This is a genomic window from Methanobacterium subterraneum, from assembly GCF_002813695.1.
Taxonomy (GTDB): Archaea; Methanobacteriota; Methanobacteria; order Methanobacteriales; family Methanobacteriaceae; genus Methanobacterium; species Methanobacterium subterraneum.
This window is the reverse complement of the sequence record NZ_CP017768.1, coordinates 1,313,282-1,336,640: the sequence shown is the minus strand read 5'-3', so window position 1 is coordinate 1,336,640 and position 23,359 is coordinate 1,313,282. Positions and strand designations below refer to the sequence as shown.

17 protein-coding genes are annotated in these 23,359 nt (G+C 40.3%); 12 read left to right on the top strand and 5 right to left on the bottom strand.

Features of this window, described 5'->3' with window-relative positions; translation table 11 throughout:
* Positions 1–9 precede the first annotated feature (9 nt).
* The 4 genes from BK009_RS06385 (at position 10) to ftsY (ending at position 2,750) form a co-directional block, all read left to right on the top strand.
* Positions 10–684, top strand: a complete 675-nt coding sequence (locus BK009_RS06385) for a translation initiation factor IF-6 (RefSeq protein WP_100905776.1) — start codon at positions 10–12, stop codon at positions 682–684.
* Positions 681–911, top strand: a complete 231-nt coding sequence (gene rpl18a / locus BK009_RS06380; RefSeq protein ID WP_100905777.1) for a 50S ribosomal protein L18Ae — start codon at positions 681–683, stop codon at positions 909–911. The genes BK009_RS06385 and rpl18a overlap by 4 nt, the downstream gene beginning before the upstream one ends.
* A gap of 5 nt (positions 912–916) precedes the next feature.
* The gene (gene pfdA / locus BK009_RS06375; RefSeq protein ID WP_100905778.1) at positions 917–1,342 is read left to right on the top strand and encodes a prefoldin subunit alpha; all 426 of its coding nucleotides are present in this window, start codon (positions 917–919) and stop codon (positions 1,340–1,342) included.
* Between the two features lie 91 nt (positions 1,343–1,433).
* Positions 1,434–2,750, top strand: a complete 1,317-nt coding sequence (gene ftsY, locus BK009_RS06370) for a signal recognition particle-docking protein FtsY (protein WP_100909266.1) — start codon at positions 1,434–1,436, stop codon at positions 2,748–2,750.
* Between the two features lie 211 nt (positions 2,751–2,961).
* On the opposite strand, the gene BK009_RS06365 is transcribed toward ftsY, so the two are convergent.
* Positions 2,962–3,639, bottom strand: coding sequence for a class I SAM-dependent methyltransferase (locus BK009_RS06365; RefSeq protein ID WP_100909265.1), 678 nt, complete (start codon positions 3,637–3,639; stop codon positions 2,962–2,964).
* A gap of 214 nt (positions 3,640–3,853) precedes the next feature.
* Here BK009_RS06365 and BK009_RS06360 point away from each other — a divergent pair, with 214 nt between their 5' ends.
* Both BK009_RS06360 and BK009_RS06355 read left to right on the top strand, forming a co-directional pair.
* Positions 3,854–4,558: a glycerophosphodiester phosphodiesterase gene (locus tag BK009_RS06360; protein WP_100906958.1), complete on the top strand. Its 705-nt coding sequence runs from the start codon at positions 3,854–3,856 to the stop codon at positions 4,556–4,558.
* Between the two features lie 254 nt (positions 4,559–4,812).
* The gene (locus BK009_RS06355) at positions 4,813–5,271 is read left to right on the top strand and encodes a dCTP deaminase (RefSeq protein ID WP_100906957.1); all 459 of its coding nucleotides are present in this window, start codon (positions 4,813–4,815) and stop codon (positions 5,269–5,271) included.
* 108 nt (positions 5,272–5,379) lie between these two features.
* On the opposite strand, the gene acs is transcribed toward BK009_RS06355, so the two are convergent.
* Entirely contained in the window at positions 5,380–7,356 is a 1,977-nt protein-coding gene (gene acs / locus BK009_RS06350; RefSeq protein ID WP_100909264.1) for an acetate--CoA ligase, read from the bottom strand.
* 163 nt (positions 7,357–7,519) lie between these two features.
* Between acs and BK009_RS06345 the strand changes: the two genes are divergently transcribed.
* Together BK009_RS06345 and BK009_RS06340 are read left to right on the top strand one after the other, a co-directional pair.
* Entirely contained in the window at positions 7,520–9,148 is a 1,629-nt protein-coding gene (locus BK009_RS06345) for a thiamine pyrophosphate-binding protein (protein WP_100909263.1), read from the top strand.
* Complete coding sequence (locus tag BK009_RS06340; RefSeq protein ID WP_100906954.1) at positions 9,149–10,501, top strand: B12-binding domain-containing radical SAM protein; 1,353 nt, start codon at positions 9,149–9,151, stop codon at positions 10,499–10,501.
* A 429-nt stretch (positions 10,502–10,930) separates the two neighbouring features.
* Here BK009_RS06340 and BK009_RS06335 read toward each other — a convergent pair whose 3' ends face one another.
* Positions 10,931–12,079, bottom strand: a complete 1,149-nt coding sequence (locus BK009_RS06335; RefSeq protein ID WP_100905786.1) for a pyridoxal-phosphate-dependent aminotransferase family protein — start codon at positions 12,077–12,079, stop codon at positions 10,931–10,933.
* 69 nt (positions 12,080–12,148) lie between these two features.
* Here BK009_RS06335 and BK009_RS06330 point away from each other — a divergent pair, with 69 nt between their 5' ends.
* From BK009_RS06330 to BK009_RS06320, 3 genes are all read left to right on the top strand, one after another.
* On the top strand, positions 12,149–12,907 hold the full coding sequence (locus BK009_RS06330; protein WP_100909262.1) for a 6-hydroxymethylpterin diphosphokinase MptE-like protein: 759 nt from the start codon (positions 12,149–12,151) through the stop codon (positions 12,905–12,907).
* 94 nt (positions 12,908–13,001) lie between these two features.
* Positions 13,002–14,147 (top strand): ORC1-type DNA replication protein, encoded by a 1,146-nt coding sequence (locus BK009_RS06325; protein ID WP_240005798.1) that lies wholly within the window; start codon positions 13,002–13,004, stop codon positions 14,145–14,147.
* A 125-nt stretch (positions 14,148–14,272) separates the two neighbouring features.
* A complete protein-coding gene (locus tag BK009_RS06320; protein ID WP_100909261.1) occupies positions 14,273–17,602 on the top strand; it encodes a PAS domain S-box protein in 3,330 nt (1,109 codons plus the stop codon).
* Between the two features lie 24 nt (positions 17,603–17,626).
* On the opposite strand, the gene BK009_RS06315 is transcribed toward BK009_RS06320, so the two are convergent.
* Positions 17,627–18,334 (bottom strand): DUF4012 domain-containing protein, encoded by a 708-nt coding sequence (locus BK009_RS06315; protein ID WP_100909260.1) that lies wholly within the window; start codon positions 18,332–18,334, stop codon positions 17,627–17,629.
* Positions 18,335–18,758: 424 nt separating this feature from the next.
* Between BK009_RS06315 and BK009_RS06310 the strand changes: the two genes are divergently transcribed.
* The gene (locus BK009_RS06310) at positions 18,759–21,638 is read left to right on the top strand and encodes a glycosyltransferase family protein (protein ID WP_169923158.1); all 2,880 of its coding nucleotides are present in this window, start codon (positions 18,759–18,761) and stop codon (positions 21,636–21,638) included.
* 93 nt (positions 21,639–21,731) lie between these two features.
* On the opposite strand, the gene BK009_RS06305 is transcribed toward BK009_RS06310, so the two are convergent.
* The gene (locus BK009_RS06305; protein WP_100909258.1) at positions 21,732–23,039 is read right to left on the bottom strand and encodes an FkbM family methyltransferase; all 1,308 of its coding nucleotides are present in this window, start codon (positions 23,037–23,039) and stop codon (positions 21,732–21,734) included.
* Positions 23,040–23,359 lie beyond the last annotated feature (320 nt).

Below are 23,359 nucleotides of genomic sequence, written 5' to 3'. Positions count from 1 at the left end.
TGAGCTCCTATGATTAGGAGAGTTAATCTGGCAGGCAATCCCAACCTTGGTGTTTCCATTGCAGCTACCGATAAAGTGGCTTTGGCCCCACCTAACCTGGGAGAAAAAATGGTGGGAGTTGTGGAGGAATGCCTCCAGGTCCCGGTAATAAAAACCCCCATCAGTGGAAGTAGCCTTGCCGGTGCCCTTGCAGTAGGAAACTCCAGGGGATTTGTAGTATCCAAATATGCGTTTGACACAGAGTTAAATGCCATTAAGGACTCTGGGTTGGAAGTAGAACGGATACCGGACCGACTCACTGCAGTGGGTAACATCATCCTGGCCAATGACCACGGGGCAATGGTGAATCCACTACTCTCAGATGAAGCAGTGGATGTTGTATCTGAAACCCTGGATATTGAAGTGGTCAGAGGCAGTATAGCTAATTTCAAAATCGCTGGATCAGTGGCTGTGGCCACCAATAAAGGAGTACTGGTTCACCCACTAGCAACATCAGATGAATTAGAGTTCCTGGAGAAAACCATGAAGGTTCCTGTGGATGTGGGAACCGTTAACCAGGGAACAAAACTGGTGGGAGCAGGCGCAGTGGCTAACTCCAATGGAGTTATGGTGGGAGAAAAGACTACCGGTCCGGAAATGGCAAGAATAGAAGAATCATTAGGTTTTCTTGAGGAATTATTATGAAGACAAAAATATTTAGAGTGCAAGGTAAGTTCATCATGGGCGACAGGTTCAAACCATTCACTAAGGAACTGAAAGCCATGGGTGAAGATGATATTAAGGAGAAAATATACTCCGAATTTGGTAGCAAACATCACATTGTACGCAATCAAATACACATTCAAAAGATAGAAGAAATCTCTGCTGAAGAAGTTCAGGACACACTGATAAAATCACTGACTTCGGAGTGAACAACATGGAAGACCGACAAAGGCTGGAAGGGATTATAAACGAACTCAACGCCTACAAGGCACAGGCTGACATGTTGAACCAGCAGGTGGAAACCCTTAAAACCACCATAGCCGACCTGACCATAGCCCAGGAAACCCTGGATGCTATTAAAGGTAAACAGTCCCCTGAAACTCTGGTACCAATTGGTGCTGGTTCATTTCTAATCACCGAAATCAAGAACACTGAAGAAGTAATTGTTGGTCTCGGATCCGGTGCTGCGGTTAAAAAAAATATAGATGATGCTAAGGAAAGCATTGAAGAGCAAAAGAAAGAACTGGATAACATCATGCAGAAGATGATGTCCGATCTTACGAAGATCAGCCAGATCATATCTCAGAAAAGCCCGGAAGCTGAGGAACTCATCCAGAAAATTGAGGGCACACCAGGGTAACCCTACCCTAAATTTTTATTTCTTAACATTTCAAAAAATTCCAGATATTTAATATTTTATACCACAGCATTCCCTTAAGGAGTGGATCTTTTTGTTTGAATCTCTGAAAAAGAAGTTTTCCGGAACCATTGGAAAGATTTCTGATCAACTATCTTCCGAAGAGGAAGAAGAAATTGCTAAAGAAAAGGCAAAAACTGCTTTAAAGGAAGATGAAAAAGTAAAAACTACTGAAAAATCTTCCACAGGAAAAACTAAAGGTGAAACGGTTAAAACTGCTTCAGGGATAAAAGATAAAACTTCCAAAAAAGCCAAATCTGATTCAGACCCCAAAGAAGAAGATGAGGAAAAGAAATCCCGTTTTTCATTCTTCCGCAAGAAATCAGAAGATGAAGATTCCAAAGAGGGAGAATCCGTAGATGTTTCTGATAATGAAAAAGATTCTGAAACATCTGGCGCTGATTTTTTGAAGGACGCAACTACTCCGGGTAAAGATGGGGAAGAAGCTCTAAAAGGTACTAAAGATGAACCTTCAGGTTTATTCACCTTCGCCACCCACAAAACCATATCAGAAAAAGATATTGATGATGTTCTTTTTGAACTGGAATTAGCCCTCCTGGAGGGCGATGTTGCCATGGAAGTGGCAGAACAAATAATAAATACAGTCAAGGAAGATCTGGTGGGTCGTAAGATCAAAAGAAGGAGTGATGTGGCCAAATTCACCCGTGATGCCCTTAAAAAAGCAATATCAGATATTCTGGTTGTTGATGGACCTAACTTAAAAGAACTTGTTCAGAAAGCCAAAGAAACTGGTGAACCCCTTAAGGTAATGTTTGTGGGTGTTAATGGAACTGGTAAAACCACTACCATCTCTAAAATAGCTGATCATTACGTTAAAGAAGGTTATACTCCGGTTATAGCCGCTTCAGATACCTTCCGTGCCGGGGCCATTGAACAGATATCTCACCATGCTGAAAAGGTGGGAGTGAAGATCATCCGCCACAAGAAGGGTGCTGATCCTGCGGCAGTGGCCTACGATGCAGTGGAACACGCCAGAGCCCGGAAGAAAGAACTGGTTCTCATAGACACCGCTGGAAGAATGCAAACTAACATCAACCTCATGGATGAAATGAAGAAGATCCAGAGGGTTGTAAAGCCGGACCTAGCCATATTTGTGGGGGATGCACTTACTGGTAACGATGCAGTGGAACAGGCCCGTAAATTCGATGACGCAGTGGGTGTTGATGGGATCATACTCACCAAGGCCGATGCTGACGCCAAAGGCGGTGCAGCACTATCCATTGGTCATGTTATAAATAAACCAATACTCTTTTTAGGTGTTGGTCAGGGTTACGGGGATATTATGGAGTTCCACCCGGATTGGATGGTTGAACAGGTTTTGGGGGATTAATAATCCTTATTAACCACTTATCTGCCATAATTAACCAATATTTTGCTGTTTTTTCTTAAAAATCTTTAATTTATTCTAATTTATTTCTTTTAATCATTAATTTATCTCTTATTCTAATCTAAATCCTTTATCTATCCCTTATACTAATCTAAATCTCTTATTCATCCCTTATACTAATCTATTTTTTTATATAATTCCTTATTGTTGTCATCTACTTTTTTCCACCATAAACTCCGAACATGTAGTACTTCCACACCACATCCACCTCATGGAACCCGGCCTCCTTTAACCACTGAATATGATTGATTAAGGGTGCAGGAAAGTCTTCTTCCCGATGTTTGGGTAACCATATTTTTTCTACTTCTTCCTGGCTGTGATTTTCCAGCATGAACTCCACCCACTTATCCAGGTAGGTCTCTTTCAGGTAAGGAGTGCTTCCCAGTACAATATCTGCATTGTAAAACACTCCACCCACTTTTAAGAAGCGATTGATTCTACGGTAGAATGATTTTTGTTCCTCCCTCTGGAGGTGATGCAGTGCCAGGGAGGATACCACTGCATCATATTCTTCTTGGTAGTCCAAGTTACGGAAATCCGCTCTGATAAACTCTATATCACTGTAATGGGAGAGTTTGGATTCGGCCATATTGATCATGTTCTCTGCCAGATCCACACAGGTTATTTGTCCATTGGGAAACCTATTTTTAACCTCTAGGGATATGTTTCCGGTGCCACAGCCAAGATCCAGAACTTTCATCCCTTCTTTCCGGTGAAAAGGAAGTGCCAAAATCAGGGAATTAACCATATCCTTGTATAATGGAATTATAGTTCTTATTAGTTCGTCAAAAATCTCTGCTTCCTTTTCAAAGTGGTCCTTAACCTGTTTCATTTAATCACCATGATCTAATCGTCTCAAGTCATAAAATAATTTATTCAATGGTTTAATTTACATAATTTTAAAATACTCCAAATGGCTTTAACTATTTTAAGTGAATATCCCTTCAATTAATAAGATCCTTTCTTTCTTTCAATTGATATTATCCTTAATGATACTTAGCTGATCCCTAACTGACTTATTGATGGGAAGCATATATTAAATACACATGAAGATCATTGCTCACCGGGGTGCTTCCTTTCTCTTACCAGAAAACACCCTGCTTTCAATAGGAAATGCTCTGGATGTGGGAGTAGACATGGTAGAAATTGATGTTCGCCAGTCAAGGGATGGGGAGATAGTGGTTTTCCATGATGCAACTCTAGACCGAACCACCAATGGTACTGGAATGGTTAAGGATAAAACACTGTTAGAGTTGAAAAAATTAGATGCTGGCCATGGAGAAACAATACCCACCCTCAACGAAGTTTTAAAACTTGTGAAATCTAAATTGGGTAAAGTATCTAAATTTAAAGATCAGCCGAGTATTATAATTGAAATTAAAGAACCCGGAATTGAAAAAGAGGTTCTGGATATTATTAAACAGGAAGACATGGTAAAAAAGGTCATTGTAGCCTCTTTTTATCATCATGTATCTTTGAATCTCAAATTAATGGAAGAAAAATTGAAAACCGGGATAATATTCATAGCTCAACCCATTCATCCAGAAAAAATGGCACTTGATGCTCGGGCAGAGTACATGTTACCATTTCATAATTATCTCAGTGAAAAAATGGTTGAAACTGCCCATGAACACGATATGATGATATATACTGGGGTGGTTGACACTCTAGTGGACATGAAGTTTGTTTTGAAAATGGGGGTTGATGGGATGGTGACTAATAAACTTTTAGGCGGCGAATCCACCTCTTAATCAAATATTTATTATTTTTTTATCTTTATTTGTTGTAATGATCTGATTTTGAATGGAAGAAATATTTTAAGCAAATTCAATGTGTTAAGAAGTAGTTTTGGGATTAATTCAATATTATCCATACTGTCAATTTTTTTCCAAGTATATTCCATATGTCATATTTTTAAGTGTTGAATCCCAACCTATCAAATAAATTCCCACTAATAAGTAATTAAAATGATTAAAATATCCATGTATTGCAGGAGAATCTCCCCATGTTAGGTGAAAAAGAACTCATAAAATTATTCCCTGAATTTAAAGAACTGGTTCAACCATCTGGAATTGACTTACGGGTGGATGAAGTCTACCGGCAGAAAGGACCAGGATCTCTAATTGATAATGAAAAAGATCTTCCAGAACTGGAAAGACTGGAATCACCCCTTTACACTCTGGAACCAAAAACCGCTTACAGTGTAACCATTGATCGGAAGATTAAAATCCCTAAAGGTTATTCCATGCTGTATGTGCCCCGTTCAACACTCCTGCGTTCTTTCATAAGCATCCACACTGCAGTGGGTGATCCTGGTTTTTATGGTACACTGCAATTTCTACTGGTGAACCAGGGAGAATATCCCTTCACACTCAGGCGTGGTGAAAGAATTGCCCAGGGTGTTGTTTTCCCAGTGGAAGGTTCTGGGGAGTACAATGGCAGTTACCAGGAAAAAGAAGAATAAATTAATAAATAAATTAAATAAAAGGATTTAGGCCTCATTCAAAGTATATAATTTCTATTTGGGGCATAAATCCTTTTTTTGCATATTTTTTTCATGTAATGTTTTTTTTTAAACGGCATTATCCAGTTCATCCACAGCTTCAGGATTAGCCAGGGTACTTATATCTCCCACATCATCCCCTTTAACCTTGGCCTTAATCACCCGACGCATGATCTTACCGGAACGGGTTTTAGGAAGATCATTAACGAAATTAACACAGGCTGGACTGGCTATCGGGCCGATCTCTTTCCGTACATGTTCTCTGAGGAGGTGTTTCATCTTGGGGCTGGGTTTGAATCCCTCTTTCAGGGTGATGAAACTGCAGATCTCTTCCCCCTTAACTGGGTCTGGTTTTCCCACCACCGCTGCCTCAGCAACAGCATCATAACTCACCAGGGCAGATTCCACCTCAGCAGTGCTTATCCGGTGTCCGGCAACATTTAAAACATCATCTTCACGGCCCTGTATCCAGAAATAACCATCCTCATCAATACGAGCTACATCCCCACTGAGATACATCCCCGGAAACTTACTCCAGTAAGCATCCACGTAACGTTCAGGGTCATGGTAGAGGGTACGGAACATAGCCGGCCATGGACTTTTAATAACCAGGTGACCCCCACCCTCTTTCACAGATCTTCCCTCATCATCCACCACATCCGCCTCCACAGTGGGGAAAGGTTTCACTGTTGATCCCGGTTTGAGGGAGGTGATGGGCAGGGGTGTTATGAGGTGCATTCCAGTCTCAGTCTGCCACCAGGTATCCATAATAGGGCACTGGCGGTTGCCAATATGTTTATGATACCATATCCAGGCCTCCGGGTTTATAGGCTCACCCACACTACCCAAAAGTCTCAGGGAGGTTAGATCATGTTTCTGAGGCCATTTTTCCCCGTGTTTCATGAACATACGGATGGTGGTAGGGGCAGTGTATAAGACACTCACCCCATACTCCTCGATGATCTGCCACATACGATCTGGTTCAGGATAATCCGGGGCACCTTCATACATCACCGAGGTGGCACCCATGAGCAGGGGTGCGTAGACAATGTAGCTATGGCCGGTTATCCAGCCTATATCCGCAGCACACCACCAGATATCCTCATCTTTAAGGTCAAATACCATCTTCAAGGTAGTATAAATACCAACAGCGTAGCCACCATGGACATGAACCACTCCCTTAGGTTTACCAGTGGTTCCAGAGGTGTATAAAATAAATAAGGGGTCTTCTGAGTCCATTACTTCAGCGGGACATTCCCTTTCCTGATCACGAATTACTTCATCCCACCATAAATCCCGACCTGCTTTCATCTCCACCGGGCACTCTGCATGACGTACCACAATCAGTTTTTCAAGGGAAGGAATATCATCTAAAACCTGATCCACATTCTCTTTCAGGGGTATGACCTTTCCCCGGCGATAAAATCCATCCACAGTTATAGCCACTTTCACCTCGGCATCATTGGCCCTTTCATGGAATGCTTTGGCCCAGAACCCGGAGAAAACCACACTGTGCACCGCTCCGATCTTGGCACAGGCCAGCATGGCAATGGGCAACTCCAGTATCATGGGCAAGTAAATAGCCACACGATCCCCCTTCCCAACACCCAGACCCCGGAGGGCATTAGCCATCTGGTTAACCTTACCATAAAGATCATGATAGGTTAACTTCTTCACCTGGCCCAATTCACCCTCCCATATATAGGCCACCTTATTTTTACGCCAGGATTGCACATGCCGGTCCAGGGCATTATAAGCAATGTTGAATTTACCCCTGGAAAACCACTCTGCATGGGGAGGATCCCACTTTAAAACATCCTGATAGGGCTGGAACCATTCCAGTTCCCGGGCAACCTCATCCCAGAACCAATCCGGATCCTCAAGAGCCCGCTGTAGAAGTTCATCATAATCCTTAATCCCGTAACGTTTCATCCACTCCTGGATGTTACTATTTTCCATTAAATCCGCAGATGGTGGGAATAACCGGTTCTCATGTAAGAGAGCATCTAAATCACTGGAAATATTAACCCCTCCTGTAAACCCCATTCTAAATCAATCACCATTACTAATGCCTACTATATTTTATGTCCATCCAGGTCATAAATTTTTTTCAATAGAACATTGTTTCAATGATCATTCCGGGTGCAAATGATCATCACTGCCACGGGTCCATCATTTAATTAATTGGAACTAACCATATAATCTAATCATGCAAAACACGGCCAAGATTAAATTGGCAGATGCACTGGTTAAAATACTGGAAAAAGAGGAAACAAAATTCATATTTGGTTACCCTGGAGAACAAATTCTTCCATTCTACCAGGCACTCCAAAAATCCTCCATTAAACATGTTCTGATGCGCCATGAACAGGGAGCCGTTCATGCCGCTGATGGATATGCCCGGGCATCATCACAACCCGGAGTATGTGTTGCAACTGCAGGACCCGGGGCGTTAAACATGGTAATGGGAGTTGCCACTGCATACAAGGACTCAGTTCCTTTACTAGTTATCACTGGTGATGTACCCTCCCAGTTTAAGGGTGAAAATGTATTCCAGGAAGTGGATGTTAACTCTGTTTTTCATCCCATCACCCTCCAGACCCACTTCATAGATGACCCTCAAAAGGGAATCACCATCATTAAAGAGGCATTTTTAACACTCAAAAAGGGTAAAACCGGCCCAATTCATCTTAATTTTCCCAAGGATATTCTCCAGGAAGAAATTGATCCTTCCCTGTTGGGAGAAACAGCGAAACTTAAAAGAGAAACTGATTGGGGCCCCTTAAATCATCTGAAGGAACCGATCGAGAATTCAGAAAAACCACTGATCCTGGCTGGGGCCGGTGTATTATGGTCCCATGCAGTTGAGGATCTTGAAATATTTGCAGAAAAAAATCAAATTCCGGTAACAACCACTTATCCAGCTAGGGGGATTATAAGTGAGGATCATCCCCTTTCTTTAGGTCTGATTGGTCTGCGTGGCACCCCTGCTGCTAATTTCGCAGGAGAAAAAGCAGATCTTATACTGGCTCTGGGATGCCGGTTATCCGAAAGAACCCGGAAAGGGATAGGCAAAGGTACAGTAATTCAGGTTAACCTGGACGAGACAGTTTTAAAGGGAGATTTGAACCTCCAGGGGGATGTTAAAGAATTCCTGGAAAAAGTCAAAGGAATTACCATTAAAAACACTGGTAAATGGTTAGAAGAGCTCCAAAAACATGAAAGAACTCATGATGTATTCACTGAATTTGATGACACTCCCCTAAAACCACAAAGAGCCATCCAGGAGATCTTGGATGGTATGGGTGATTCTATTGTGGTTAACGATGCTGGAAGCCATACCACCTGGGTTAACCTGCTCATGAAAGTCAGGGAACCATCATCATTGATCTTTTCAGGCGGATTCGGGCCCATGGGATACGGGATCCCGGCGGCGGTGGGTGTGAGCCTGGCCAGACCCTCCAGGCAGGTGGTGGTAGTGGTGGGTGATGGTGGGTTCCAGATGAACGTCCAGGAACTGGCTGCCATAGCGGAGATGGATCTGCCCATTACCATCTGTCTCTTGAACAACCAATCCCTGGGGATTATCCGCCAATGGCAGGAGTTATACCACAATGGACCATTCCAGGTGGAACTGGAGAACCCCGATTTTATGAAACTGGCCCATGCTTACCATATAAAGGCCAGAATGGAAGATTCTCCTGGTGATGTTTTGGTTGCAGTGCAAGAGGCAGTAAAACTTAATAAACCAGTACTTATAGAGATAATAGTTGATAAAAATGAAGACATCCCCCTCCCCGGTGAACTTATGGAAAATTTTACATTTTCAGGTGATTAAATGAAGGTGCTTTTCATTAACCCACCATACTTTAATTCTAAATACAAATTCATAGGATTAGTAGCCCCACCATTAGGCATTGCCTATATGGCGGCAGTACTGGAAGAAAACAATATCGATGTGGAGATCATTGATGCAGCCGCCCTTGAAATGAGGTGGGAAACCCTGGAAACTGAAATCAAAAGAATCTCCCCAGATCTGGTGGCAATAACTGCCCTGACACCCACCATTGCTAAAGCTCTGCAAACTGCGGAACTGGCCAAAAAAACATGTCCCCATGCAACAGTGGTTTTAGGAGGATACCATCCAACCTTCAACTACCAGGAAATGTTAGCAAAGGATTATGTGGATATTGTGGTAATGGGTGAGGGAGAAATCACACTCCTGGATCTGGTGGAGACTCTGGATGAAGGGGGAGATCTTAAAAATGTTCAGGGAATCGCCTATGAAGGGGGAGTTACCCCTCCACGGCCATTAATCAGTGACCTGGAAGAACTACCATTCCCTGCCAGACACCTCCTCCCCATGGAACATTATAAGATTCTAAACATGAAACTACACACTGCTACCATGATATCTGGCCGGGGATGTCCTATGCAGTGTTCTTTCTGCGCATCAGCTGCCCTGCATGGGAACCGACTCCGGATGAGATCACCGGGTAATGTGGTTGATGAAATGGAACACCTGGTTAATGACCATAATGCCGGGATGATAGCCTTCATGGATGATACTTTCACCCTGAAACCCAGCCAGGTGGAAGCAATATGTGAAGAGATCAAAAAAAGGGATATGGATGTGTACTGGGGGTGCACTGCCCGGGTAGACACTCTTTCAGGACCATTACTCCATAAAATGAGCGATTCTGGTTGCATAACCATGTTTTTAGGGGTGGAATCAGCTGATCAGCAACAACTGGACCGGGTGAACAAGCAGATCACCATTGACAAAATAAGAAGTGCCTTTAAGCTTGCCCGGGAAAATGACATCCGTACCATAGCCTCGGTAGTGCTAGGAATGCCTGGAGACACACGGAGCAGTATAGAAAGAACCATTAAATTTGCCCGAGAAATCAACCCTTCTTATGCTGTTTTCAGTCTGGCCACACCCTATCCTGGAACTAAGTTCTATCAGGAGGCTGTCCAAAATAACATAATTAGGGTTAAGGACTGGTCCAAGTACACATTACTATCCCCAGTACTGGATACTGTGGATTGTTCTTTGGACGAGCTTAAAAAACTTCAGAAAAAGGCCTTCCGCCAATTCTACCTTAGACCAGTTTATTTAATGAAACAGGTGAGGATGGATGGTCCTATACTTCTAAAAACGGTAGCTACTATGATTAAAGAAGTTTAAAGAAGTAATAAATTTTAAATTAATCTCAATAGGGAATTGAAGTTCCCAAGAGTTACCTCATCTCCCCAGTGCGGGGTAAGGTGGACTGATCCTTGGAATAACTAAGGAAATTACAGTACAAGGCCTTCTACCTCTGACCAGGTTACTTACTCTGGCAGGCATGGTGGGCCAATCCTTCTTAAAACGGTTGTCTGGGTTATTCGAGATGTTATCTAAAAAAGTTATTAGGAAGGTTATCAAAAAAATAAGATTTTTTGATCATTTTTTTTATCCCTCCCTAATCTTTTCTATTTTTAAATAGATTCTTTTGGGGTGGATGAAATTTAGAATTAAAATTTAGAGTAAATAAAACTGCATTTATAAAAAAAAATTCATATAAAAATTTTATTTGAATCTATAAAAATAAAAAAAATAGGGATTGATTGTCGATTATTCAGTTAGATAAGTGTCCGCCACAGCAGCCACACCTTCTCCAATCTCTAAATCCAATCCAAGTCCTTGCAGGGTCATTTCCAGGGCAGCGATGGTGCTGATTATCTCCCGGTGGGTTACATTACCCATGTGACCGATACGGAACACATTACCCTTAAGATGGTCCTGACCTCCGGCCAGTTCAATCCGGTAACGTTCCCTCATGGTTCCCCTTAACTCTTTATCAGTTATTCCCTCTGGCATTTTAACTGAGGTTACTGTGTTACTGGAAACCTCATTCTGGGCGAATAAATCCAATCCCAGGGCAGTAACACCATTCTGGGTGGCTTTAGCGGCGAGTTTATGTCTTAAAACTCTTTCTTCTAAACCTTCCTCCATTATAACTCTTAGAGCTTCCTGCATGGCGTAGATTAATGAAACTGCAGGGGTGTAGGGTGTTTCTGGTGGTGTTGCATCTCCACTCTTTTTGTATTTTTTCAGGTTAAGGTAGTAAGTCTGATTATCAGTTTTATCCACCACATCCCAGGCATCATCACTGAGGGTAATGGCAGCCATACCTGGAGGTGCAGCCAGACACTTCTGGGAGCCAGTGACACATATATCGATTCCGTATCCATCCACGAACACATCATCCCCACCCAGGCTGGATACAGTGTCCACAATGTACAGGGCATCGTAGTCCTGCATGATCTTACCCACTTCATCGATGGGGTTAGTTACACCAGTGGAGGTTTCGTTGTGCACAATGGTCACTGCTTTAATATCTTCTTCCTCTTCCATAATGTAACGCACATCATCAGGGTTCACACCATGCCCCCATTCCACTTCCAGCTGCACTGGAATACCTTTATGGGTTTCGGTGATCTGCATGAATCTCTGTCCGAATTTACCCCCGACGATGTTTAAAACACGGTCTCCCTTACTGATGGTGTTGGCCAGGGCGGCTTCCATGGCTGCAGTTCCGGAGCCAGTAATAAGGTAAGACTGATTTTCAGTCTGGAACACTTCAGACATCATCTGGTTGGTTTCGGTGAGAATTTCACCGAAAAGGGCGCTTCTATGATTTATAATGTTTTCTGACATGGCCTTCAGGACCCTGGGGGCCACACGGGTGGGTCCCGGAATCATCAGTAAAGTTTCATCCATCTTGTTCAACTCCAATTTAAAAATATCCTCCAAAGTTATATTATCTATATAATGGGATATACCTTATATATGGAACTGACCCTCTGGATGCAATGGTACCAATCAATCCTGGAAGACTTCGATTTCAAAAGAAAGGATGATGAATTATCTGCAGAAATATTAAACAATATAATAGATGATATTGGTGCTTTAACTCCTCAGGATATTAAAATTAAGGAAAAGGTCATTGTTTTCGGTGCTGGTCCCTCTCTAAAGCCCAATCTAGCGGATCTCAAAAAGGTGGATCTGGATGAATTCACCCTCATAGCTGCTGACGGGGCAACCACTGCCCTGTTAGAGGAGAGTATTATACCAGATATTATAGTAACTGACCTTGATGGGCGAATGGATGATATTATGGGTGCTAACCAGAATGGTTCCCTCCTGGTGGTCCATGCCCATGGAAACAACCTGGAACAGATAGAAAAATACACTCCTCAACTGGTGAATGTTCTGGGAACCACTCAAAGCGAACCACTGGCCAGTGTCCATAACTTTGGAGGATTCACCGATGGTGATCGTTGTGTTTTCCTGGCCATGGCCCTGGGAGCACGGATTATCATTTTGTCAGGAATGGATTTTGGGAAAACAGTCACCCACTACTCTCGACCGGACCAGGAGGATGGTCCTGCAGACACGATAAAGGAGAAAAAGTTGAAATGGGCCAAAAAACTGGTTAAATGGGCTGCCAGTAACTCGGATATTAAGTTTTTTAATATTTCCACCGGGGAGAAAGTTAAGGGTGTGGAGGATGTGGATCCAGAATACCTGCAGGAAATCCAGATTTGAATTTAAAATAATCATCTCTAAAATTAAGAAAATATAACCATAACTATTATGAGTTTATTTAAAGGGCAATAAAGTAAAAAAATGGGGTAAAATCATGACCGGTCGTGTTGAGGATATTTTAATGGGTGAAGAGACTCTTTTCAAGAATATTGCTGCTTTTAATCCGGATTACATTCCTGAAAACTATCTCCATAGGGAATCCCAGATGGAAGCCCTGGCCCTGTGCCTTCGACCGGCATTAAAGGGAGGTAAACCGGTTAACAGTGTGGTTTTGGGTTCTCCTGCCACTGGTAAAACCACTGCTATCCGTAAAATTTTTGAGATGGTGGAGGGCAGGTCCGAGAAACTGGTCTGTGCCTATGTCAACTGCCAACTTTACAACACTCGTTTCAATATTTTCTCCCAGATATACCAGCACATCTTCGGTCATATTCCTCCAGAAACTGGTGTTCCATTTTCACGTATCTACGGGGAAATAATGAAAAAACTGTCCAACGAGGGAAAGGCCCTGGTGGTGGCCCTGGATGATATCAACCACCTTTTTTACAGTAAAAATGCCAACCAGATACTTTACGACATACTCCGGGCTCATGAGGTATTTCCGGGGGTTAGAACTGGGGTTTTTGCCATAATATCCGACATAGAATTCCGTTACATGCTGGATAAGAATGTTAGCTCTGTTTTCATCCCTCAGGAAGTGATCTTTGATCCCTACACCTTCCCGGAGGTAAAAGACATACTGAATGACCGGGTGAGGGTTGGTTTTTATCCATCAGTATTATCCGAAGAACTTCTGGATGAAATCACCGAGGCCACGCTCTCTACTGGCGATTTGAGGGTGGGAATTGATCTTTTGCGCACCAGTGGAAATTTTGCCGAGGCTGATGCCTCCCGGAACATCCAGAAGGAACATTTGGAGCGAGCAATGCAGGATTTTGACTCCCATCACCTTCAGGATACTGTAACTAAGTTGTCGGGGGATGAAAAAAACCTGTTGAAGGCAATAATTAAAGCAGAGGAGGATCATCCCACTGCAGGGAACCTTTTCAATCTACTTAAGGAAGAGGGTCTTAAAGAAGGGTGGAAATCTTCAAGCTACGCATCATTTGACCGGGCTCTTAAGAAACTGGAATTCTTGAGGATAATTGACACCCAATTCACAGGTAAGGGCGTAAGGGGTAATACCCGGCTGATTATCCTACGTTTTGATCCAGAAGAAATAGAAAACCATCTAGGTTAAAATCAATACCAAATTTTTATAGTTTTTTTAACCTGGAAACTGGGAAAATGATCATGGGAAGCATTATTTGGTTTCATTCATAAACATTAAATATAAATTACAGTGGGGGGGGGGGGGTTATTCCATTGGCAGACAAAATTCTCCTGGTTGAGGATGAAAGCATAGAAGCCCTGGATATTAAACGTACACTGGAATCTTTTGGATATGAGGTCCCATATGTTGCTTCCAATGGCGAAGAAGCTGTTAAGAAGGCCTTAGAAATAAAGCCTGATCTTATTTTGATGGATATAATTTTAAAAGGGAAAACTGATGGTATTGATGCTGCTCTTGAGATTAAAAAGTTTAACATACCAGTTATATTTTTAACAGCTCATCCTGAAGAATCTACCATTGAAAGAGCCAAACTCACCGAACCTTATGGATATTTAACAAAGCCCTATAATACTATAGAACTTAAATATTCTATTGAACTCGCTATTTATAGAAATAAAATGCAAGAAGAGTTAAAAGAAAGTGAAAAGAATTATCGTAACCTTTTCGAAACCATGGATCAGGGAGTGGTATACCAGGATAAAAATGGGGAAATCCTATCTGCCAATCCTGCAGCAGAGGAGATATTGGGCCTGACCATTAATGAAATGCAGGGCCGTAATTCCAAGGATCCTCGTTGGAAGTGTATCCATGAAGATGGATCCGATTTTCCATGTGAAGAACACCCGGCAATGGTGGCATTAAAAACTGGAAAAAAAGTTAAAAATGTGGTGATGGGTTTTTTTAACCCTAAAAAGAGGAAAACCCGTTGGATAACTATAAATGCAACTCCCAAATTCAGGGAAGGGGAATATAAACCATATCAAGTGTACAACATCTTTGAAGATATTTCCCAACGTAAACAGATGGAAGAAAAGTTAGGTGGGAGTGAAGCCAAACTTGAAGCTGTAATAGAAAGCATGAATGATGCGGTATTCATATCTGATAAAGAAGGTAACTTTATAGAATTCAACGAAGCCTTTGCAACCTATCACAAGTTCAAAAACAAGGAAGAATGCTACAAAACTCTTTCTGAATATCCTGATTACGTGAATGTTTATTTTGATAATGGGACCTTAGCCCCCTTGGATATGTGGGCGGTACCCCGTGCCCTTAGGGGTGAGACAGTATCCAGTGCAGAATATATTATAGAACGGAAGGATACTGGTGAAAAATGGTGGGGTAATTACAGTTTTGGACCAATACGTGATAAAGAGGGTGAAATCACTGGTTCGGTGGTGGTGGCCAGGGACATCACCGAGATTAAAGAAAGTGAAAAAAGACTCAGGGAAAGTGAGAAAAAATATCGCCATGCCCTGGACAACATGATGGAAGGCTGTCAGCTCATCGATTATGATTGGAGGTACATCTATGTAAACGATGCTGCTACCAGACACGCAAGGGTGGTAAAAGAAGATTTGGACGGCCGGTCCATGATGGAAGTGTATCCGGGTATTGGGGAAAGTGAAATGTTCAAGATATTGGAAAGTGCCATGAAAAAACGCACATCACATCACCTGGAAATTTATTTCACCTTTCCCGATGGCACTGGCCAATGGTTTGAACTCAGTGTCTTTCCAGTACCGGAAGGTATTTTTATTCTCTCTTTTGATATTGATGATCGTAAAAACCTTGAAATAAAGCTGATGGAGAGTGAACAGAAGTTTAAAACTGTGGCTGACTTTACTTATGATTGGGAGTACTGGGTGAGTCCCAATGGAGATCTATTATACGTTTCACCTTCATGTGAACGCATATCTGGATACACCCCTGAAGAATTCATTGAAGAACCGAAGCTACTGGTAAAAATAATCCATCCTGATGATAAAAAACTCTTTTTAAAACATGAAAATGATTTTAATGAAATGAGAGTTGGTGGAGAAATTGAATTCAGGATCATAAGGAAAGATGGTGAAGAAATCTGGATTAGTCACAACTGTCAACCAGTATTCAATGAAGAAGGTGAATTTTTAGGTCAAAGGGCCAGCAATGAAGATATTAACGAAAGACATCTGGCTATTCAGCAAATTGAGGAAAGTGAAGAACAGCTTCGGTTCATAACTGATAACATGTCTGATGTTGTGGGCCAGATTAATTCTGAAGGGATCATAACCTATTTCAGCCCATCAATAAAACAATTCACTGGTTTTAACCCCTCTGACGTTTTAGGTAAAGGTTTATCTGACTTAGTTCATCCGGATGATCAGGAAATAGTTAGTGGAGTAATTCAACAGGCAATAATAACTAGACAACCTGTAACTATTGAATACCAGGTTAAAAAATCAGATGGCAGTTATTTATGGGTGGAAGCCCTTGGGAAAGCAGTATACGATGCAGAGGGCAATTTTGAATCGTTAGTGTTTAATAGTAGGGATATCACTGATCGTAAAAATGCTGAAAAAGAATTAAAACATAGTGAAGAGAAATACCGGCATGTGGTTGAAACTGCAGCTGAAGGAATAACTCTTTTTGATAGAAAAGGAACTGTTATTGAAACTAATCTAAAAACTTTAGAATTGCTTGGATTTGAAAAAGACGAAGTTGTGGGTCGAAATTTGATCCAGATGATACCATCTATTAAAATCGATGCTAAAGAGGTTTTGGGAGCTTTTAAGGATATTTTAATGGGAAAATCTCTAAAAAAGACTGAATGGGGTTTCATTAACAAGGAAGGCCATCAAAAATTTGCCAAGGTACATTATAGTCCCATGAAAAAGGAAGGGAAAATAATTGGAATTGCCCTGATTCTGGAGGATATAACTGAACTTAAATTAAGGGAGAAATCTCTTGAAAACTCTTTAGATGAAAAAGAAGTTTTATTACGGGAAATTCATCACCGTGTGAAAAATAACATGCAGATCATCTCCAGTTTACTAAACCTGCAACGATCATATGTCCAGGAGGATGAAACCAGAAACGTGCTCAAAGATAGCCAGAGCCGGGTGAAATCCATGGCCATGATCCATGAAAAGCTCTACATGTCCCGTGATCTAAGCCATATCAATTTTAAAGACTACACTGAAAAACTGGTTTCAGATATTTTTTACACCTATGGAATTAAGAAGGGTACAATAGAGGCTATTTTCAAAGTTGAAGATATTGAAATGAACATGGAAACTGCCATACCATTAGGTCTTATCATTAATGAACTGGTTACCAACAGCCTTAAATTTGCCTTTCCAGAGATGGATGAGGGTTCAGTCACCGTTGAAATGAAAACTAGCAATGGTGACCATACATTAATTATTGCTGATAATGGAATAGGGGTGCCTGAAAACTTTAATTTCAAAAAAACAGAATCCCTTGGTCTGCAATTAGTAAACAGTTTAGTTCATCAGATCGATGGTGAAATCACCCTGGAAAGAAGTCACGGTACTGAATTTAAAATCACCTTCAAGGAGTTAGATTACAAGAAAAGATTTTAACTTCTCTTTAAAATAAAAATTAGGTTAGAAGAGGGTGTTTATGCCCTCATAGACTAAAAACTCCTGTAAAACATTTGAAGGAATCACGTATATGTTTCCCTGGGAGTACTGGGCGGAAACGGTATCCATGAGGGCTTTACGATTTTTTGGGTCTTGAATTGCAGTTTTTATACCCTCCATCAGGGACTGCACTGCACTACCCCGGGACATACCACCACTATCTTGTTCTTCCCTCAGGAATTCAACAGAGTTTCCTGTAACGTATCCCTGACCATTCACATAGATGGGGCCAATGGCTTTTATGATGGCATCTATAGACTCGGGGGTTACAATAATCACCATATCAGTCTTCAGGCCAGTATGATATTCAACTGTTTCTTGGGCAATTTTGGATCCTTTTTCCACATCAGTAGTCCACAGGGAATCATGCAGATAGAATTTATCCACACCATAACTTCGCATATCAGAAGTGGGAGATAAAGTGGGGTGTGCCAGGCCTCCTGGGTAAACTGGGGTCATGTTTATAACCTTTCCCTGGTTAACATTCACCACAAAGGCCATATCAACTGCCCCAACACCGGGTCTCTGCTCTGAAGTGTCCACACATAGGAGTAGTACGTTGTAGTTTCCCTCAAATTTTTCCTTTCCCTGGGAATAAAAATGAGATATAACCAATCCTGCGCCGGCAACGAGGATTATTAATATGATTAGGGCAATTAATTTCTTGGACATTGTTTAACCACTCTTATTAATTTTATTTAATTAGTTTGATAAGGGAATTGATTATTTCCCAAATTGTTTTACAATACATATTATTTTGGAAATAAATTTTCCCATTAGTTATGACGTATGGTTTATTTGCATTCAGTTAATAAAACTTTATAGGTATTCCCATAATTAATGTTCATTGAGGTACCCCTACAATTATTAATGTTCATACTGAAATTTTGGTAAGAATATAGTATGGAATACTTTAACGGTCTACTTTATACATCATAAATCCTAAAAATTTATAAAACTCAAAAATATACATTTAGAATATTATCTTTACCTATCAACTTAAATTCAGATATTCTAACCATCTAATGGACTTGTATTGATATTACTCAAAAAGTGATTAGTTCACGAGGTTTTTATGGTGAAAATTCCCCCCAGCGTGAGAAAATTAAAAGGATTCGAAGAATTAAGAATGTTTAGAAACCATATACGGGATTCATATAACTCCTTAAAACATAGAACTGTTTCTAAAGTTAAACAATTGAAAGAATCACGGATAATGGATTTTATTAAACAGGATTATAAACTCACTGAAAGTCAGAAAAAAGAATTATATGAATCAATAATTGATCAAAATTTTTCTAATCTTGAACTGATGGAATTTAACAATGAAGCACCCCTGGTTTCCATTATAATAATCAACAGGAATGGTCTTAAACATTTAAAAAGATTGTTGGAAGACTTCACCCAGAAAATCCAGTACCCCCACTTCGAGATCATAGTAGTTGACAATGATTCCAGCGATGGATCAATACCTTTTTTAGAGGATATTTCGGGAATTCTACCCCTGAAAATTATTAAAAACAAAAAGAATGAATCATTCTCAAGATCAAACAACCAGGCAGCGGAAATAGCGGATGGAGAGTATTTGCTGTTTTTAAATAATGATATTGAACCAACTTATGGTTGGTTAAATCAGATGATGAATTCAGCAATCCAGTCAAGTGAGGTGGGTGCTGTGGGGGCCAAACTGGTCTATCCTGACTGTTCAGGGTCCCGTTACAATAGAAGGAACTCATTTAAAATTCAGCACACTGGAATAGCCTTCCGGGAGGAAAATGGTTTCATCAAACCATATAACATAGGTAATGGTGATGTTTTCCAGGTTAAAGGCGAGCTGGATGAACCACGGGCAGCAGTTACAGCTGCAGCGTTACTTATTTCTAAGGATAAATATTTCCAGGTGGATGGTCTGGATGAGGGATTTGTTTATGGTTATGAAGATGTGGATTTCTGCTTAAAACTACTTAAAAAAGGTTACAAGAACATATATTGCCCTAAGGCACTTTTATTTCACTACGAGTTCGGGACACAGGAAGCTGATAAAAACCATGAAGTTAAACAAAGGCGTTTAAGTAACAGGGAATTGTTCCAGGAAAGATGGGGTAGATGGCTGCGCAGGGAACTGTTAATGGATAAGTTAAACTGCAACCAGTTATACTCTGAAAAACCTTTGAAAGTGGCCTTTGTAGTTACTGAGACTGGTGAAAACAGCTCTGCCGGTGATTACTTCACAGCTCTATCACTAGGGAAGAGTTTCAAAAAATTCGGTTGGGAAATCGATTTTATTTCCAGAACAGAATCTAAGGACTGGTACGAAGTAGCCCCGGATGTTGATGTACTGGTATCCCTACTTGACGCCTATGACATTCGTAAAATCCGTTCTGAGAATAATTTACTCATTAAACTGGCATGGCCACGTAACTGGCTCAGCCGGTGGATATCACACCCTGATTTTATGGATTTCGACCTGGTGATGGCCACCAGTGAAACTGCCTGCCGTTACATAGAAGAAAAAACTGGGATGAAAACCGATCTACTGCCTCTGGCCACTGATCCAGAGACCTTCAACCCTTTAATTGCAGGAAATAAGGAATGGGAATGTGATTACTGTTTCACTGGCAGTTACTGGAAAGATCCCAGGGAAATCGTGGACATGCTGGACCCGGAGAGCCTACCATATACCTTTAAACTTTTCGGTAAAAACTGGGATGAATTCGAGAAATTAAAGGATTATTATGGAGGTTTTGTTAACTATCATGACATACCACGGGTTTATAGATCCACCAGGATTGTGGTGGATGATGCCAACCGGGTGACCAAGGAATACGGATCTGTGAATAGCCGGGTTTTTGATGCCATTGCCAGCGGTGTTCTGGTGGTTACCAACGGAGACCTGGGTGCAGAGGAAACCTTTAAAGGAATCCTCCCAGTTTATAAATCAAAGGATGAACTTAAAGAACTCCTTGAGTTTTATCTCTCCCATGATGAGGGGAGGAAAGCAAAAATAGAGGAATTACAGGAGTTTGTCTTATCCCAGCATACCTATGACCAGCGGGCGGAGAAGATAAAAAGCTGCCTGGAAAGTTACATCCTGAAGAAGAAGATGGCCATTAAAATCCCAGCACCAAACTGGGATGAAGTGGAAGAGTGGGGTGATTACCATCTGGCCCTAGGATTGAAGAAGGAACTGGAGAGGAAGGATTGTGATGTCGTATTGCAGGTTTTACCGGAGTGGGATGGTGATGGTGATGCCCGTTGTGATATTGTTCTGGTTTTAAGGGGTTTAAGCCGTTACCAGCCTAAACCACAGCATTTCAATATAATGTGGAACATATCCCACCCTGATGGGGTGTTGATTGAGGAGTACAATCAGTACCAGCACGTGTTCATAGCCTCCCAGTACTGGGCCGAGGAAATAGCCCAGAAAGTGGATGTTCCAGTGGAAGCCATGTTACAGTGCACTGACCCAGAGTTATTCTACCCGGACCCTGATGATAGGTACAAACATGATCTCTTGTTTGTAGGGAACTCCCGGGGAGTGTACCGGAGGATCATCAAGGATTTACTGCCCACAGAGGAGGACCTGGCAGTGTACGGTGCAGGATGGGAAGGATTGATAGATAAAAAATATATTAAAGGAGAGCACATACCCAACAAGGAACTGAGAAAAGCCTATTCATCCTGTAAGATCTTACTCTGTGATCACTGGGATGATATGAGGGATAAAGGTTTCCTTTCTAATCGCCTATTCGATGCATCTGCCTGCGGGGCTTTTATTATTTCGGATAAAGTTAAGGGAGTGGAGGATGTTTTTGAAGATACTGTGGTGACTTATGGAGATTCTGATGATCTTCAATCACTTATTAATTATTATTTAGTCAATTATGAGAAAAAAGAAGAATCGTTCGAAAGAACTGATTTTTCTAACTTTACGTTTGAAAAAAGGATAGAGTTAATATTACAGTTAATAGATTAAGCGTTCGTTTAAAAAAAAATATAAGATTAATTGGGCTCTTAGAAGATAATAGATAATATTTTCCATTATTTTTCTTAAATAATTGATGATTGATTAAAAATTTGCCTTTGGTAATTTTTTAAAATATTTATCCTTTACATAGCAAAAACTGTAAATTTTGTCTGTATAAAACTTTTTGCTAATATTTTTAAATCCTACTAATTTTTCGTCCAAATCTTCTCCCAATAAATGGTTTTCACCCATAATTAAATCGACTTTATCTAATACATCGTTATCTATTAAATTATCAATAATTTTATGTTCTGAACCTTCAGTGTCTATTTTTAACACGATATTTGAATTGATATTATCCTTTTTGATGATATCTAATATAATTGCGCTTGCCTCTTTAATCATCGCCTTTTCAATCTTCATTTGTTCTTTACCTTTTAACCATTCAGATTGGACATTAGTAAACTCTAATTCAGTGGTTGTGATCCCATCGGAACCTGGAAGACAATATATGTCTATTTCTCCATTTTTATCGGAAAGTCCAAAGTCATATGCTTTTATTTTATGAGTTAACTTGGGGTTGAGGTTAAGATTCTCTAAAGCAAAATCATACGTTTCTTGATTTATTTCAAAACCGTAGACTGCTTTGCAGGAATCATAATTAGCGAATTTCAGTGCAGCATATCCCCTATTCATTCCTATATCAAAAACAACAAATTCTTTAAACTGATATAATTGTGGTACTGAATATCCATCCCTAGCATAAATCTCACTAATAGTGTAAAAACGATTATTTGTCACAAGTTTAATCCCATCTTCAGTTTCGAGGTATATTCTATTTTCTGATGGAGAATGAGATAAAAGTTTGATATTATTAAAAAAGCACATTTGGAAGAATTGATCGGTGTTCATCATTTCATATGAATTTTCAGCACAATTAAAGAAATATCCCTTGCAACTATCATAATTTTGATTGAAGGTGTCAATAGCCTTTTCCAAATTTTCCTTTATGGAAATATAAGAATCAATACAATCATTTATTTTTTCTTGGTTTTCTCTGTATATATCTAAGGAGCCTTTTAAAAAAGTTTCTAATTTTTCTTGGTTGTTTTCGTATTTTTCTATGAATTCTTCGTTTTTAGCTTGGTTTTCTCCGTATATATCTAAGAAGGCTTTTAAAAAGGCCTCTGTCTTTTCTTGGTTGTTTTCGTATTTTTCTATGAATTCTTCGTTTTTAGCTTGGTTTTCTCCGTATATATCTAAGAAGGCTTTTAAAAAGGCCTCTGTCTTTTCTTGGTTTCTTTCATATGAATTTAAAAAAGAATCTATTCTCTTATAATTACCGAGATATACATTAAATGTTCTATTTGCTTTTTTTATAAAGTTCAAAGGACTCATAAAAGACGCCATATTCACCACCTCAATAATTTATATTTTTTTCATTAAATATTAATGGAACTGATACAAAATTAGTAATACTTTACTTAATATAAAAGATCGGTATTTTTGAAATGATTTGTTGATTCTTGAAAATTAGAAAATCGAGAATATTAATTCAATCAGAACAATCGATCAAGAGACTATGATATTAAATCATAAGATTATAAAATACCTTACATTCTTCCACTAACAATTTAAAGATTATATGCAAGATGATTTGAATAAATGTAAGACAAACCATGTTTTATTTTTATAATAATTTAACCATTAAGCTTAAATTGTACAAGTCT